At 63.0% G+C, this 14,723-nt stretch carries 16 protein-coding genes; 6 read left to right on the forward strand and 10 right to left on the reverse strand.

From position 1 onward, the window contains the following. Positions 1-2 precede the first annotated feature (2 nt). The 5 genes from ACIA12_RS14055 to ACIA12_RS14075 all read right to left on the reverse strand — a co-directional run bounded on the left by ACIA12_RS14055 (position 3) and on the right by ACIA12_RS14075 (position 5,236). On the reverse strand, positions 3-665 hold the full coding sequence (locus tag ACIA12_RS14055; protein WP_396367358.1) for an SGNH/GDSL hydrolase family protein: 663 nt from the start codon (positions 663-665) through the stop codon (positions 3-5). Continuing rightward, on the reverse strand, positions 662-2,173 hold the full coding sequence (locus ACIA12_RS14060) for an FAD-dependent oxidoreductase (RefSeq protein ID WP_396367359.1): 1,512 nt from the start codon (positions 2,171-2,173) through the stop codon (positions 662-664). The genes ACIA12_RS14055 and ACIA12_RS14060 overlap by 4 nt, the downstream gene beginning before the upstream one ends. Positions 2,174-2,276: 103 nt before the next feature. Further along, positions 2,277-2,627, reverse strand: coding sequence for a DUF2200 domain-containing protein (locus ACIA12_RS14065; protein WP_396367361.1), 351 nt, complete (start codon positions 2,625-2,627; stop codon positions 2,277-2,279). Beyond that, positions 2,624-2,761 carry a hypothetical protein gene (locus ACIA12_RS14070; RefSeq protein ID WP_396367363.1) on the reverse strand — a complete coding sequence of 46 codons (138 nt, stop codon included), beginning with the start codon at positions 2,759-2,761 and terminating at the stop codon, positions 2,624-2,626. The genes ACIA12_RS14065 and ACIA12_RS14070 overlap by 4 nt, the downstream gene beginning before the upstream one ends. Positions 2,762-2,899: 138 nt before the next feature. Further along, the gene (locus tag ACIA12_RS14075) at positions 2,900-5,236 is read right to left on the reverse strand and encodes a hypothetical protein (protein ID WP_396367364.1); all 2,337 of its coding nucleotides are present in this window, start codon (positions 5,234-5,236) and stop codon (positions 2,900-2,902) included. Positions 5,237-5,445: 209 nt separating this feature from the next. Here ACIA12_RS14075 and ACIA12_RS14080 point away from each other — a divergent pair, with 209 nt between their 5' ends. Together ACIA12_RS14080 and ACIA12_RS14085 are read left to right on the forward strand one after the other, a co-directional pair. After that, positions 5,446-5,991, forward strand: coding sequence for an AAA family ATPase (locus ACIA12_RS14080; protein ID WP_396367365.1), 546 nt, complete (start codon positions 5,446-5,448; stop codon positions 5,989-5,991). Positions 5,992-6,084: 93 nt separating this feature from the next. Beyond that, on the forward strand, positions 6,085-6,219 hold the full coding sequence (locus ACIA12_RS14085) for a hypothetical protein (protein ID WP_396367366.1): 135 nt from the start codon (positions 6,085-6,087) through the stop codon (positions 6,217-6,219). 35 nt (positions 6,220-6,254) lie between these two features. Here the strand turns inward: ACIA12_RS14085 and ACIA12_RS14090 are convergent, their stop codons facing one another. Together ACIA12_RS14090 and ACIA12_RS14095 are read right to left on the reverse strand one after the other, a co-directional pair. Then, positions 6,255-6,836 (reverse strand): NUDIX domain-containing protein, encoded by a 582-nt coding sequence (locus ACIA12_RS14090; RefSeq protein WP_396367367.1) that lies wholly within the window; start codon positions 6,834-6,836, stop codon positions 6,255-6,257. Then, a complete protein-coding gene (locus ACIA12_RS14095) occupies positions 6,833-8,209 on the reverse strand; it encodes a hypothetical protein (protein WP_396367368.1) in 1,377 nt (458 codons plus the stop codon). Before ACIA12_RS14095 ends, ACIA12_RS14090 begins: the two co-directional genes overlap by 4 nt. Before the next feature lie 873 nt (positions 8,210-9,082). Here ACIA12_RS14095 and ACIA12_RS14100 point away from each other — a divergent pair. The 4 genes from ACIA12_RS14100 to ACIA12_RS14115 all read left to right on the forward strand — a co-directional run bounded on the left by ACIA12_RS14100 (position 9,083) and on the right by ACIA12_RS14115 (position 11,380). Continuing rightward, a complete protein-coding gene (locus ACIA12_RS14100) occupies positions 9,083-9,343 on the forward strand; it encodes a hypothetical protein (RefSeq protein WP_396367369.1) in 261 nt (86 codons plus the stop codon). A gap of 18 nt (positions 9,344-9,361) precedes the next feature. Continuing rightward, entirely contained in the window at positions 9,362-10,186 is an 825-nt protein-coding gene (locus tag ACIA12_RS14105) for a DddA-like double-stranded DNA deaminase toxin (RefSeq protein ID WP_396367370.1), read from the forward strand. A 16-nt stretch (positions 10,187-10,202) separates the two neighbouring features. Further along, positions 10,203-10,649 (forward strand): Imm1 family immunity protein, encoded by a 447-nt coding sequence (locus ACIA12_RS14110; RefSeq protein WP_396367371.1) that lies wholly within the window; start codon positions 10,203-10,205, stop codon positions 10,647-10,649. A 266-nt stretch (positions 10,650-10,915) separates the two neighbouring features. Further along, a complete protein-coding gene (locus ACIA12_RS14115; protein WP_396367372.1) occupies positions 10,916-11,380 on the forward strand; it encodes a helix-turn-helix domain-containing protein in 465 nt (154 codons plus the stop codon). A gap of 114 nt (positions 11,381-11,494) precedes the next feature. Here ACIA12_RS14115 and ACIA12_RS14120 read toward each other — a convergent pair whose 3' ends face one another. From ACIA12_RS14120 to ACIA12_RS14130, 3 genes are all read right to left on the reverse strand, one after another. After that, positions 11,495-11,905, reverse strand: a complete 411-nt coding sequence (locus tag ACIA12_RS14120; RefSeq protein ID WP_396367373.1) for a hypothetical protein — start codon at positions 11,903-11,905, stop codon at positions 11,495-11,497. 743 nt (positions 11,906-12,648) lie between these two features. After that, positions 12,649-14,061: a DNA sulfur modification protein DndB gene (locus ACIA12_RS14125; RefSeq protein WP_396367374.1), complete on the reverse strand. Its 1,413-nt coding sequence runs from the start codon at positions 14,059-14,061 to the stop codon at positions 12,649-12,651. Between the two features lie 24 nt (positions 14,062-14,085). Beyond that, positions 14,086-14,703: a hypothetical protein gene (locus tag ACIA12_RS14130; protein ID WP_396367375.1), complete on the reverse strand. Its 618-nt coding sequence runs from the start codon at positions 14,701-14,703 to the stop codon at positions 14,086-14,088. Positions 14,704-14,723 lie beyond the last annotated feature (20 nt).

Consider the following 14,723-nt stretch of genomic DNA (forward strand, 5'->3'; position numbering starts at 1 on the left):
GGTCAGGTGACGAGGTTCAGCCAGGCTCCGGCCAGGGCTGCGTGGCCGGCTGGGGTCGGGTGGACGCCGTCTTCGGACCAGTGTTCGGGGGCGGTCGTCTGGGTGAGGTCGGCGAACATTTTGTCGGCGGTGAGTAGGTGGGTGCCGTACTTGTGGGCCAGCTCGTGGACGGCGTGGATCTTCGGGTCGAGGTCGGCTCGCCACTCCTTGCGGACCGCGTCGTCGAGGAGCAGGCCGTCGTGTTCGATGGCCGTGCTGATCGGGAGCAGGAACGGCTCGATCAGGATCAGGTCGACGCCGGCCTCGGCCAGTGGAGCGAGCAGGCGGTCATACCCGGCTTTGTACTCACTGGCGGGGATCACGCGGCCGTCCGGATCGAGAGTGTGCCAGCCCATGTCGTTGCCGCCGACAAGGATCGAGACGACGTCCGGCCGCGCGTCCAATACGTCGGTTTGCCAGCGGGCTTCGAGGTCCATCACCTTGTCGCCGCGATAGCCGGTGTTGAGCCAGGTGATCGGCCGGTCGGGATGGCGGTAGCCCCACTCGCCGGCGACGCGTAGCGGGTAGCCGTACCCGAGTGCCTCCTCGCTTTCGAACCGGAAGCTGTCGGTGATCGAGTCGCCGGTGAACATCACGGTGCTGCCCGGCCGCAGGGTGATCGTCATGCGCGGTCACCGAACCAACGCGTCGCGGCCTGCTCGAAGCCTTCGCTGTCGTTGGTGGTTGCCGCCCAGGCGACGACGCCGTCCGGCCGGACGAGCGCGGCGGCCAGTCCGAGGTCGTTGCGGGCGGGCTGCGCGGAGTACCGGATCCTTCCCTCCCACGCCGTCGCCTTGTTGCGCAGGCGCCGACTGAAGTCGAGGAGAACGCCTTCGCCGTCGCGCATCAGGTCGGCGAGCCGGCGGCCGTCCTCGAGCCGGAACTCCGGCGCGACCCGGCCGACCAGCGGATGCTCGCTGCCGAGGTCGTACCGGATCGATGCCCCCGACAACCTTTCGAACGCGTACGTCGTACCGTCGCGGGTCTCGAGCAGATCGCGTATCAACCCCTGCAGCGCCTCCGATCCCGGCGCCATCGTCGCCACCTGCGCGCGGGACCAGTCGAGCACCCGCGCCGCGATCGGCTGGCGCTCAGCCGCATAGCTGTCGAGCAGACCGGGGTCCCCCGGCTGCTCCCGCCGCCCGGCGTCCCGTGCTTGGTTCTTGACCGTCGCCGCGAGCTTCCAGCCCAGGTTCATCGCGTCGCCGATGCCGAGATTGAGCCCCTGGCCGCCCAGCGGCGAGTGGATGTGCGCGGCGTCGCCGGCCAGCAGCACGCGCCCTTGCCGGTACGTCGTCGCCTGCATCGCCCGATCGGTGAAACTCGACGCGCGGCGGACCTCGCTCAACGTCACGTCGGTACCCGAGACACGCCGCAGTACTTCCTGGAGGTGTTCGCGGGTGAGGCGTTGCGAGCGATCGAACGCACCACCGTCGAAGTCCATCATCCCGAGATGCCCCTCGATCGGCATCCGGACGTACATCCCTGTCGGCGTCGGATTGAACCAAGGCTTGAGCTTGTCAGGATCGGCGACCGTGGCATCCATGACATAGCCAGTGAACTGCGGCTCCGTACCAGCGAACTCGAAGCCCGCCAAACCCCGCACCGCACTCCGCCCGCCATCACACCCGACCACCCACCGCGCCTCGTACTCCTGTCCGACGACCACTTTGTCCTCGTACTGCGTGAGCTCATCCACCGTCACGCCATACCTGATCTCAACCCCCAGCTTGGCCGCCCGCTCGGCCAGCACCCCTTCGACCGCCTCGAGGCTGGTCATCGCGCCACCCGGCGCCGGCGTCGGCAACCGGTAAGGCAGCGCTTCGAGGTTGACCTTGCTCTCATCGAGCATCATCCCGGCGAAATGCCCAACCCGCTGAGGCGCCAGCGGCTCGTCTACCTCGAGATCCTTCGAACGCCCGGACGCCGCCAGCAACTCCTGCAACATCCCCCGCCGGTAGAACGCCTCAACGGAGGCCGCCGACAACCCCCGCATCCCCAACGGCATCGCCCGCCAAGGCGACACCTCTTCCGCCTCCCGCTCGAGCACCAGCACGGAACACCCCGCCAGCCCCACCTCACAAGCAAGAAACAGCCCAACCGGCCCCGCACCCACGATCACCACGTCATACATCGGAAGCTCCTGTCGTCGAGTCACACCACGACCCTGACAACACCCCCTGACACCACCCGCTCCCCCCGCTGTCACCCCACTGTCACAGCGAAGCCAGCACCCTTCAGCCTCCGCGGAGAATCTTCTCCATAGCCTTGCCACGCGCCAATTCGTCGACGAGCTTGTCCAGGTAGCGAATCTCCCGCATCACCGGATCCTCGATCTCCTCCACCCGAACCCCGCAGACGACACCCTTGACCAGTACGCGCGACGGGTTCGGCTCCGGCGCCTCCGCGAAGAACGTCTCCATGTCCACCTGCTTGTCCAACTGCGCATTGAACTGCTTCTGGTTGTACCCGGTCAGCCAGCGGATGATCTCGTCGACCTCCGCCTTCGTCCGCTGTTTCCGCTCCGCCTTGGCGACGTACAACGGATAGACATCCGCGAAACTGGTACCGAAGATCCGAGGCTTCACCACTGCTCCCCCTTCTCAAAGGGCGGCAGCTCCGCCAGTTTCTGTACTGTCGCCGGTGGAATGACGAACACCCGATCCACCACCGGCCGCCCCACCGCCTGCCACTCCGGCAGAATCGGCACGTCATAAGCCACGACATTGTCACCAGTCCGGACCCCAGCACACCACTGCCCGGTCCGATGAAGCACCTGCACACCCTCAAGATTCACCGACCCAGTATGGCCGCGCCCGAACCCCGTACCACCAGGAAAGGAAGAGTCCAGTACGTGCCGTCAGCTGAGATCCAGTGTTCCGCACGTGCAGGCGATCCGTGAACCTTGCTTTCTCACCCAGTTGGCGCACACCGCGCAGTACGTCGCGTCATAGACCGCGAGCACATCCTCGGCAAGCTGACGAACGTCGCTCCACGCTATTCCGTCCGCCCACTCGTTGTAGTGGGCGCCGAGCAGATTACGAATCTCGACTCGAAGACTGATCTCGTCGACTGTGGCCTTCAGGGTTGTGGACTTCAGCGCCTTGGCTACGCCAGGCCAGAGGTCGCCAAGTGTGTAGCGGTCGCCTTCGCGACGCGTGACGCCGGCCATCAGACGCCAACTGAGTTCCGCGGAGATCTCCTCGAGCAGAAGCCCGGTACCCGCTGCAGCCATCCGTTCGTCCACGCGATGAACGGCTTCACGCAGTGACGCGGCTCGAGTCTGGCTGACTCCCCCCACCTCGATGCCGCCCGCGAAGGACCAGCCGGTGATGTTGCGTTCGGCGAAGCTTCGACCACGGCGCTGGAACAAGCTACGCAACTGCGCCAGCCAGGCGCGGTCATGGCCGGTCACGATGAGCTGCCAGTCCTTGAACTCGTTGAGGATGAAGTCCATGACGCCGACCCGGATGGTGGCGTCCACGCTCTGGAGGGCGTCGTCCAGCACCAGAATCTTCGCTTGCCCGAACTCGGCAGCCTTCTTGGTGACGGTCAGGAAGAAGAGCAGCGCGATCAGGTCCTTGTACCCCTCACTGAATGCCTGCTGCGGCAGCGCCGACTTGCCGTTGTCGAACTCGACCACGACGTCAAGGCTGACCGGGCCAGATTTCGCCACCAACACCCGGATCGCCGTGACATGGCTGGCGCGGGTAATGCGCTTGAAGCTGTCGGTGAGGTTTCCGGTAACGGTGAGAAGGATCGGAACGATCCGGGTGAGCTGGGAGCGGTAGGCGATCGGGTTCAGGGTTTGCACGCCCCCGGCCAGCTTCTTCCGAATTGCCGACGAGCGTTGCTGGGCACTGCGCAGTTCGGTGATGATCTGGCGTGCGTCGGCAGGCAGCGCGTCAATGGGCTGCTCGTATTCGCTCGTGTCGAGCGAGGCGAGCAACTTGCCGACGAAGGTCTCCAACTTGGTGCTGTCCGTGAAGTCGACGCCGGCGTCCGGGTAGATGTCCGTCAGCTGGGCAGCGAGGTCGTCCTTCGCCACCCGGAGGAGGAACCGCTCTTCCTCCAGGCCGCGGAGCTCTTCATCCGGCCGGACGCCCAAGGTGCCCAACGGGTCAGGGAAGTAGTCGAAGAACACCGTCCCGCGGTTCAGCGCGTCGGTGTCCAGGAAGCGCAGGATGTCTGCCCGCCGAATCACCACCGGGGCGATGCGGAAGCCCGGACGGACGTCGAGCGACGACGGCTCATCGCGACCGGCTTTGTTGGTGACCAGCGACCGCTCGATCACCGAGCCGTCGCTCAGCTCCACGTCAGCGTGCGCCGCTGGTACCGAAAGATTGCGGACGGAGCTTCGGAGGCTGCTGTTGAAGTCCGTCGAACGATCGACGCGATGCTGGAGGGCGAACTCGATGCCGTCGATCAGTGTTGACTTGCCGACGCCGTTGTCACCCCAGAGAAGTACATCTGCCGGTTTGTCATTCTTCCTCAGATCGAGGGTGACTGTCCCGGACGAGCCCCTGAAACCGCTCACCGTCACTCGCGAGATCCGCACGTTGCGGTCCGACAAATCGTATTTGGGCAGGTCGACGGATTTCGTCTTTTCACGGGCTGCAAGCCGGGACAGTCGAGCGGCGACATCCAGATCGACCGCTCCTGGCTCGGCCCCACCGACCACTGACCCAGGGGTCATCCGGCCCGCCGTAGCCTCGACCACCCGTACAACAAAGGCATTCCAGTCCGCCAGGGACATACCCGTGAGCGCCACGAGCACGGCCTCGCGTGGTTTCTTCGGAGCGTTCTCCACGTACTTCTTGAGCCACTCGGGGCGAGGGGAGATCCCAACAACCAGGCCTGCCGCCATGGAGCGCGCCGCACCGTCCGCACCCTTCTTCGCGCGCGCAACCAGTCGCAGCAACAACACCAGGGCAAGGACAACCTTCGCGTGCTCCTTGGCCAGCCCTTCCTTCCGCGCAGCCGCGATCTCGCGCCTGACGATCTCCAAGCTCACCGAGATCGCCTTGTCGTAGTCGCCGTTCTTTATCGATCCCGCGCGGAGGCTGTAGAGCTTGTCAAGGCCGACCTTGTCGATCCGATGGAGCCTGGACCGAACCTCCGCCTTCGCAACCAATGCCTCGGCCACGCGCCAGATCTCGTCATAGATCCCCCCTCGCGCCGGCGTCACGCCACCCACCCGGGAAGTAGATCCGCACCGACGGCCAAGCGCTGCACTCCGGTACGCGGCCGACAGATGATCGAGGCGGTGTGGAACCGATGCCGGTCGGGACTGAAGGTGACCCCCTCGCGACCAGCTCGGGCCCTTTGTTCACTAGCGTTGGGCATGATCCGACAGTAGTCGATGGCGGTTGCTTCGAAGCGCGGCCGATGAAGGGTTGGGACGGGATGTTCCTGCTTCAGATGTCGGGGGTCCCCGGCGCCGGGAAGTCAACTGTCGCGGCGCACGTCGTCAAGACGTTCGGCGCGGTTGCCGTCGACTACGACGTCATCAAATCGGCCGTCCTCGACGCCGGCTTCGACCTGGCCAGCAGCACCAAGGCGGCGTACGAAGTGATGTACGCCCAAGCACGTCACATACTGACTCAAGGCCATCCCGTCATCATGGACAGCCCATGCTTCTGGCCCAGGATCGTGACCGAAGGCATGAAAATCGCCAGCCAGCACAACGCGACCTACAGATACATCGAGTGCCAGATCCACGATCTAAAGGTCATCGACGACCGACTCCGCCAACGACCAAGCCTGAGAAGCCATCGACGCGGCGTGAACCATCCGCCGACGGACCTCGGCGACGAACTGGTCGACGGCGAGGCGTTCTTCCGCGACGCGACACAGCGCGTCCAACGCCCCCCGGACAACTACCTCCAACTGGACATGCACCGCCCGCTGTCCGAAGTACTCCCCAAGGTCAACACCTACCTGAAGCCGTAGCTGCCACTCAGACCTGCGGCGACGTGGGCGGTTGGTGTTCAGCTATCGCCACGCGCTCCTCGAGGGCGCGGATCCGGTCGTAGAGATCGACCAGTGCGCAATCTCGACCAGGTCTCCGCTGCGTGCAGCCTGGGCGACCTCACGCACTTCCTCATCGAGGATTCGCTGTCGCGCCTCGGCCGGGTCTGCCGTCAGTGGCGTCAGGAGGTCGCGGAGCGCCAACTCTAGGTCTCGTGGAACTCGCGCATCTGTCGCCACCGGACTCACTCACCAACGGAGTCGCTCCTCTTGGCTGAAACCGTCCCGGCCGTCCTGGGCTCCGGTTGTCGGCCAAATTCTGAGTAGATCGGAGCACCCTGCTCAAGCCCCTGCTGCGCCCGGGCCAACCGCCGGACCATCGACGGTCGCATGCGTGGACTCGCTTCATCGAGCGTCATGAACTTGAAGCGGCGAACCTCGGTCGCATCGAGGGTGATCTGAGCGATCTGCTCGTCGGTCAGCACTCCCCCGTCGAAGATGAACATGATCCCGTCACACCAAGGGCCCGACGCTGGAATCCAGTCCACAACGAGCGGTGAGCCGATCTCGATGTCAATGCCGATCTCTTCTCGAGTCTCTCGCCGGACGGCATCCAGAGGCGATTCATTGAACTCAGTGACGCCGCCGGGGATCTCAAGCGTCGGCTTGTAGACCGCCTCCAAAAAGAGGATCAGGCCCTCGCTGTTGCGGACGAGGGCGCCTGCCGCCGTTGTCTTCTTGGGTAGTCGCCCGGCGATCCCGGGGTTGAACTCCTTCTCGGGCTCACCATCGGCTGCTAGGTCGGCTTCGCGGGAGGGGTGGTTCATCTACCTGCACCTTCTGAGTTGAGCCCGCATTGGTCAAAGAAGTCTCGAACAACCCGCGTATTCAGAAACGGCTTGAGCTTCACGGACAGGCGTTCGAGGTGGCGATGCGCACGGCTGGAGTCAACGTTGTCAGTCAGCGCGACTATTTCCGTCCCGTAGTGACATGCCAGTTCCAGCTCGCCTTCGCGGGTGGCCGCTATCCCGAGTTCGGCTGCGCTGTAGATCCTGCGCCTGGGCCGGCCTCCCGACCCTTCCCAAACCTGACTGAGATGCCTCCTAGCTTCCTTGGTGTTACCCAGGTCGTTCCAGCAGGTTCCAGCGTGGCTGGCGAACATGATCTCGTCCCACTGCGGTTCCCAGGCACGTGCGCCACCTGCTTCACTGCGCTCATACGAATGCTCTGCTCGCTGCAAGGCTGCCGTTGCGTCTCCGGCCTGACCCAGTGCCGCATGTGATCGCGCGACCAGGAGATCCGCCTCAACCAAGACGTGGGGGCTATTCGCGTATTCAGCGACGTTGCGGCCGATCTTTGCCACCCGTAGAGCTTCGGCGGACTCCCCCAGGTGTAGCGCCTGGTGGGCGATGCTGGTCATCAGATACGCCGACAGCGCATCGTCGCCAACCTCCCGCGTTAGTCGCAGCGCCTGAGTGAAGTACGACTGGCCGACGCCATGCCGACCAGCGTCGTAGTACATCCAGCCGACCACCTCACACAGCTCAGCGACTGCCGAGAACAGGTCAGTACGTGCATGGCTCTCAACCTCTCGGTGCAGCATCGGCAGGGCGACAGCGTGCAGGTAGCGCCGCGCGGTGGCCCGGCATTCTGCGCCACCGACTGTGCGTTCGATGGTGTCGATAGCCGAGATCATGGTCCGGATCTGAACCACATTCCCCGCCGTTACCCGGCTGCCATCGGCACCTGCCATCGCCTGCCCTGTAGACGACGTGAGCCAATCGAGCACCGTGGCGGCGAGATCGCCCGGACGATAGGTCATGTGTTCGGCAGCCGGATCAGCAAGGCTTCCCAGTACCGAAATCGCGCCCTCAAGTGCAGCTGGATAGACGGTTGGATTTTGGCCGGCATTGGCGGCCAGCGTCACCGACCCTGACCGGCCATCAGTCGGGTACTGCATAGCACGGAAGCGCTCAACGACCTCGGGCGGCGCGGCAATGAGAGCCCGGCTCAGCTCCCGTTGCACGACGCTCCTCAGCTTCGTCTCGGGGCGGCTGCGCCAGTTGTAGAGGGTGCGCGGGGCGATCCGCAAGACATCTTGGGCGAACTCTTCGTCTGTCATCAGCGGGAAGACCGACCGATAGGCGTTCTGGAGCACTTGGACTGTTGCTGGAGTCCAGATCTCCTCACGGGCGGTCATTCAGTTGCCTTCGATCCTGCAGGAAAGATGCAGACAAGTTGCAGGTGTTCTTTCATGGTCTGACGTCCGGATCACCCGTTGACTTGTTGGTATGAGATTCCAGCGAGCGAAGCCGGAAGCTGTGATTCCGGACAGGAGCACACGGTTCGGCCCAGTCCTTCAGAACCGGCAGTCGCCCGTTAACTCTCCCCTGCTCGTCACGACCGAGCGACGCGGCATCGCCGCCGATCGCCTGGTGGGTCTGCGAGTGCCCGCGCTTGACCGCCACCACATCAGGCTATCGGAGAGGGGAGCTTCGGGACCTGGTAGACGACATCGTTGTGCGATTGCGGAACAGGGAGGTTAGGGAACGTGGACTACACCCGACCTCTGCCTCTCGGCTACATCCTCAAGCACTTACTCATGACCGACGGCGAGCTGGCCGACATCAGAGAGCAGATGGAGCAATTCGCCAGGGTGGAGGGCTTCGCGCTGGCACGGTCTACGTCGAGGAGACCGAGACAACCCCGGCGGCATTCGGGGCCCTGATCGACGCAGTCAATCGCTACGAATTGACCACGGTGGTCATTCCAAGCCGTCTGCACTTCGCGGCGCTCGCGATGACACACGACGTCAAGGACACCTTCGAACGGGCAACCGGCGCCCGAGTCATGTCCCTGTCTGAGTTCCGAGGCCCTGAAATCTTGACGGCTCAGACAGGGACCTATTAGCCGGCTGGCGCGGCGTGGAGGGCGAGGCCGCTCCGCGCCGGCCGTTCCAACTCCAAGGCTCAGGACGGAGACCTTGGAGAGCCCCGCCGTCCCTCGTCGCATGCGCCTGACGAGGGACGGCGCGTGGCTTGTTCACCGATCATTTTCGGGAAGTGAGGCAGATATGTCCCAAGTCGAACAGATGAAGATGCAGCTCCACGGCCTGGCCGACCAGTCCCGTCAGGGCGCTGCCAGCCTGGCTGGGTTCAAGCAACGCTTCGAGCAATCGAGTGTGCAGGTGCAGGCCCTGATCCGCGGATCGGCGACTGGCGCGGACCGCGACATCGCGACCGTGCTCGAGGCGGCGGGTAGGTCGGTTGAGCAGGCCGTCCAGGCACTCCAGATCGCTGAGGCCGGCTGTCGCAGCTATGCCGACCAGATCTAGTCGATTCAGGCGCCAAACGTGACTTCGGAGCTGCAACGGGTCGCCCAGCAGTTACTCGCTACCTTCGACGAAGTCCCTCGTGTGGTCGGCTACCTGCACGATCGCGCCATTAAGTGCCGCGAGTCCGCTGGGTGGGTCGGCAGCATGAGCAACAACCCCAATGCCCGCATGGCCGCGGCGCAGTTGGAGGAGGCCGCCCGACGTTGCGAAGAGGCGGCACATTATCTCTCCCAGGCTCCTCTCAGAGCTCGCAGTTGGGTCGAGCAGATGGTGAGCGGGGTGCACACGGCGGAACCGGGCGGAGGGTCGGCCGCCAGGAGACTGGCCGTCTCCGGCGGAGACACTCCACTCGCGGAGCGTCGCAAAGACCGACCAGCGGAACCGGAAGCAAAGAAGCCCCGCGAGACCGCGGTGCCCAGCGATGAAGAGGGATGGCGACTGTTCGGCAAGTTACCCAACCGAGTGACGTCTCCCGTCTCACGGCCAAAGACGCGCGGTATCTGGAAGGATGCCGACGGCAAGGAACATCCCCTCACCAGCGGCCGGCTGGGCAGCGACGGCCAGGCCGACGACCCTTACTATCAGCAAGTTGTCGATTTCATGCGACAACATCGGATCGGCCGCCAGGACGCCGACCCAATGGTCGCCTCGCATGTGGAGGCGAAGTTCGCCCTCTTCATGCGCGAACGCGGCCTGATGCACGAGACGATCGTGGTCAACAAGATCCCGTGCGACGGCGACTTCGGATGCGACACGTTGCTGGACAGGTTCCTCCCCCAAGGCGGTACCTTGACGGTCTTCGGACCTGCCGGCTTCAAGCGGACTTACCCCAAATCCAAGTGAGAACGGACGACTGACGATGGCGAACACCGTGCGAGCGTTCTACAAGAACGGCGAGGGACCAACCCTCATCGACACTCCGGCAGACGTCGATGCCCTGATCGACGCCGTACTGGCTGAACCCTTCGAGAACTCGGTCATCACCCTCTACAGCACCGCTCGCACCCTGATGGAATCCGGCGTGCCCGACCACGAGATGCGGATAGCGATCTTCGCCGAAGCCAAAGTAGGTGGCATCCGCTACGCCGGCGACGACGGCACCACCGAAGGCAGCTGGTACGTCCCCGGACAACCCAGCCGGCGCGAGGAAGTCTTCTACTACTACCAAGGCCACGACCAGGGCTGGCCCCAAGACTCCGAGGTCACCATCGACCAGGTCCGGCAAGCAGTCCGGGAGTTCATACAGACGGCCGGCGAGCGCCCCGCAGGCTTCGAATGGAAGAACTGGCCGGAAGGCACCGCGTAGCCCTCGCCCCATCTGCGTGGAGTAGCACCCGATATGGCCAACGCGGCACAGCTACCGACGGCCTTGGTTGAATGGCGGGCCTGGCCGGTGCACGGCGTCTGAGGTCCGAGAATTGCTGGTCTGTACGCCGACTTCGGCGCTCAGTCCTGTGGAGGCGTAGCGGGGGTTGTTCGGCTCCGGCAACGCGCTCCTCGAGGGCGCGGATCGGGTTGTAGAGGTCGACCAGTTCGAACCTCGGGTGGCAACACAAAAGGCCGGTCACCTTGGTGACCGGCCTGCTGTTTGTGGAGGTTATGTCCCGTTACTCGAACCATGCCCCACCCCTGTTAGACAAGCTTCAGAAGCTCGCTCAATCCGTCGCACTTGACATAGAAGCCGGAAGGCCCATCGATCCCGCAGAGCCTCCGCGCGTGCACAAGCTGGACGAACGGCTCGATAGCGAGACGATGGCCCGGATCGTAGGTGAGTACGAGGCTGGCGGATCGTCGGAGTCGATCGGCACACTCTTCTGCTTGAGCAAGAGAAGCGTCATCAAGATCCTCCGTGAGGCAGGTGTCAAGGTCCGGTACCCCCGCATGACCGAGGCAGAGCTCAGACGAGCGACGATGCTCTACAACAGCGGATCTTCGCTTGTGGAGGTCGGCAACCGACTCGGACGGGATCACTCGACCATTCATAAGGCACTACAGCGAGCCGGAGTGAGGATGCGAGATTCGCACGGTCGGCCGTGATGCGCCGCCTATAGGCCGGTTCCCCGTGATCCAGGATGCGGTCGGGCTCCACGGAAAGCTGTTGCTGCTATTCCACGCATCCTGGATCGTGAGGAGCTGTAGCCACTACGTCTGTCAGCTTTCAAGGATCTCTCTCAGCTCGGCGAACTTCTCCGTTACGGCCTGCAGCTTCTCCGAGTCACGCGAGGTGTTCAGTCGTCTCAGCGCAGCCTCAGCCTCTTCCGTACCGTCTCCACTGATCGCATCGATAACGGCGGCGGCCGGCGTACCCAGCCTGTAGAGGACGACCGACTGCTCTTGATACGAGGGCAAATCCTCAGCCAGGTGGGCGAGCCCCAGTCCCAGCAACTTCCGGCTGATGCTGGCGCGGACATGCACGCCAAGGCGTCCGGCATCCTCGAGGAAGCGAAGGTCCCACATCATCACTCGCAGGACGCCGCCACCTGCGTCAACGGCCTTCTTCAGCGCTTCCCAACTCTTGTACTTGTACTCCCACTCCTGCTCAGCCTCGACTGCCGCCGCCATGACCGCCACCCCACTTAGAATCGAAAGAAAAATCTTGATCTAAAATTATCTTTTAGAATGATCCGCGTCAAGAGCTGGATCAGAACTGTCCTCCCGCGCGGTAGGCAGCACGCCTTGCTATCCCTCGTTGGGCAACTCATGCTATGAAGAGCCTGATGCATCATCAGATGACGCATCACATTCGTCACCAGGAGTGAGCTATGCCAGCAGCCCACGTAGACCGGCGTCCCGATGTCCTCGACTGGGCCTCGGAGTACGGATGGACCCATGACGAAGCGCAGTTTGACGATGGTCAGATCGTTCGCGACATCTTCACGAAGGGTGAACTGCAGGTTCGAGCCGTCTGGCTCTCTACCCCCTTCAGCGACGCGATGTGGGCGCGTGGGCTCCTGACACGCACCGGTAAGGCTCCGCTAACGCTTCCGAAGGTCACGGGCACCGGGACTAGAGCAACAGTCGAAGGAGTTCTAAGGGGCACCCACCCCGCGGCCGCCGGCTAGACACAGGCCGCGGTCTTGACTGCTGTCATCGCCGATCGGAGCAAGCTCTGACTTGGACAGCTTCTCTCGTGTCAGGCCTCGGCCGTCCGATAGTGACGGCGGCTGTTTGCCGGGCAGTAGTCCTTTAACGGCATGTGAGCATGCTGCGCTCAGCATCGGCGACCACAGAGATGCCGCCTACCAGCCTTCGCGGGGCTCTTGAGGCTGGTAGGCAAGCACGACGTCAGGCTTATAAAATCCCGTTTACTCATCTTCTGCGTCACCTGGCTCGACGTCTGCAATCAAGTCCGGGTCGTCAGGGTCCGGCTCCGGCTGGACATCCTCCGCGGACGTCGCATCACTCATGACCGGCGGAGAAACCGGATGCGGTTGCGTGATCCGACCAGCAAGGTCATCAACCTTGAAGGGATATGGCTTACCCTTCAGCGCCCTATACCCCTTCACCGCGCGGTCGATCTCAGCCCGGCTCGTCGGCGCGAGATGAGCGACCAGAAGGTTGTGCAGGGTAGTGGCGTTATCCTTGCCTGTCGCCATCTTGCCTTTGCTGCGGCCCTCTGGGGTTTCGGTCCAGACTGACAAGAAGGGGGCTGCCGCTAGGCGCCAATCCAGCGCGCCGAGGCGCTCCAGCGCCTCGTCCCAGGTGAGCAGGCCTTGCTGAATGACGTGCGCGACGACCCGGGCAACCTGGATTTGGACCACAGGCCGCATGAACGGATGCCCGTCACCCTCATGCCCCTTGGGAGCGCGAAGCTCCTTCGGGCTGGCCGCGCCGTTATAGCGAACCTGAAGGTTACCGGTCGCGGCGAGCAGACTATCCAGACGCTTCGTAAGGATCTCGTAGCTGCTATCCAAAACATCATCTGTCGCACGCTGCGTCAGCTTCTGCATCGTGCCATCGAGGTCGTAGCCAAGTGTCCTCAGAATGTCGTACAGCACGCCGATCGTCGTCCAGGCAGAGCCGCCGACAGGCACCTGCCGGGTAGCAAGCTTCAGCTCACCCTCGGTCCCACGCTTACTGAATACCTGAACGACGCCTTCCTGACCAACAAAAGGATGTTCGTCAACAAAGCGACGCGTCAGGATTGCGTAGCCGTCATCCTCATCCAGTGCAATGTTCTCTTGCTGGCTAGTCTTTACTGCATTTCGGTTGATGTTCGTGAAGAGACGTCGCGTCGCCACGCGGCCCTTCTCATTATTGAAGTGCGGCACCACGATGACACCGATATCTTCACTACCCAGGTCGGGGTTTTTCTTGATCGCGTCCTTGATAGCTCTCAACCGATGCTGTCCATCCAGAGCGAAGAACTGATGCGTTCCATCAAAGGTAAGGACCCCGAACTCGCGATCGACACCAGAGAGCATTCCCTGCTCCGCCGTGTCGTCCATCTCAAGCGGGATATATTCAGGATGGCCACCCCATGCAGCAACAACCAGCGACCCAAGGAAGCGGTGCTCGTTAGTGAGCAGATACTGCGTGATCTGTTCGGTTCGATCTCCGATGCCGCGCTGAATCATCGTCCCCAGGTCTTTATTGCCGCCGAGCTCGTATGCAAAGTTGATCTCGCGGCCGACCTGGGCGTAGCTCATGAGGCACAGATAATATTCCCAGTCTCCGACATGCGCCTTAAATGCCGGAACAAACGTTTTCGACGGCATGATCAATCCTTTGCTAGCAGGTGCCTATTTGGTGAAAGCGGGAACAGGATCTTTATACTGCGCCCTGATCTTCGGTCGTTCATTCTTGTTCATTGGCGGGTTAAAGACAGCTAAGAGCCTCGATTCAAGACTCTTAATTTCACTGCGGTCCTCTATGACAGTGAACCAATATTCAAGAGGCCGAAGCGCCAGGTAGCGAGAGAGCTGCGGTCGCGTCATCGGCCGTTCGGGTGTCCACAGCACTCTCGGATCCGCTCGAATATGACGACGATAGCTTTTGTACCTCTGTTTCAGAGTGCTATTGCCCTCTTGCCCGACAGACGCCCCCGCCTGGCCAATGTACAAAATCTGCGACACACTATCTGGTTTTGGCTGACCGGCGTCCGGGCTCGGCTCGACAACGTCGAACCGAAACCACGGACGCCAGACGAACATATAGAGACCAGGCTTATCTGGCAGCATCTCCCACAACCGCTCGGTCGCCTCGTAAACCTCCCAAGGACTACCAGCGGTGCTCAAGTCATCACTGAGCATACTCATACCGGACTGATCGAGGAGGCGGAGAAAGGCCCAGTCTGTGGATAACACCGGACTCGGCTCGTCCCGGTGGCGCTGGACGAGGCGGGAGAGGGCATCGGTCATGGGGTCGGCGGGTCCCGTCA

The sequence above is a fragment of the Kribbella sp. NPDC051620 genome, from assembly GCF_044453825.1.
Lineage (GTDB): Bacteria > Actinomycetota > Actinomycetes > Propionibacteriales > Kribbellaceae > Kribbella.

Excerpts from the sequence above, each read along its gene's own strand:
- ACIA12_RS14055 (WP_396367358.1), bottom strand. The coding sequence starts at position 665 with ATGACGATCACCCTGCGGCCGGGCAGCACCGTGATGTTCACCGGCGAC.
- ACIA12_RS14060 (WP_396367359.1), bottom strand. The coding sequence starts at position 2,173 with ATGTATGACGTGGTGATCGTGGGTGCGGGGCCGGTTGGGCTGTTTCTT.
- ACIA12_RS14080 (WP_396367365.1), top strand. The coding sequence starts at position 5,446 with ATGTTCCTGCTTCAGATGTCGGGGGTCCCCGGCGCCGGGAAGTCAACT.
- ACIA12_RS14090 (WP_396367367.1), bottom strand. The coding sequence starts at position 6,836 with ATGAACCACCCCTCCCGCGAAGCCGACCTAGCAGCCGATGGTGAGCCC.
- ACIA12_RS14095 (WP_396367368.1), bottom strand. The coding sequence starts at position 8,209 with ATGACCGCCCGTGAGGAGATCTGGACTCCAGCAACAGTCCAAGTGCTC.
- ACIA12_RS14100 (WP_396367369.1), top strand. The coding sequence starts at position 9,083 with ATGTCCCAAGTCGAACAGATGAAGATGCAGCTCCACGGCCTGGCCGAC.
- ACIA12_RS14110 (WP_396367371.1), top strand. The coding sequence starts at position 10,203 with ATGGCGAACACCGTGCGAGCGTTCTACAAGAACGGCGAGGGACCAACC.
- ACIA12_RS14120 (WP_396367373.1), bottom strand. The coding sequence starts at position 11,905 with ATGGCGGCGGCAGTCGAGGCTGAGCAGGAGTGGGAGTACAAGTACAAG.
- ACIA12_RS14125 (WP_396367374.1), bottom strand. The coding sequence starts at position 14,061 with ATGCCGTCGAAAACGTTTGTTCCGGCATTTAAGGCGCATGTCGGAGAC.
- ACIA12_RS14130 (WP_396367375.1), bottom strand. The coding sequence starts at position 14,703 with ATGACCGATGCCCTCTCCCGCCTCGTCCAGCGCCACCGGGACGAGCCG.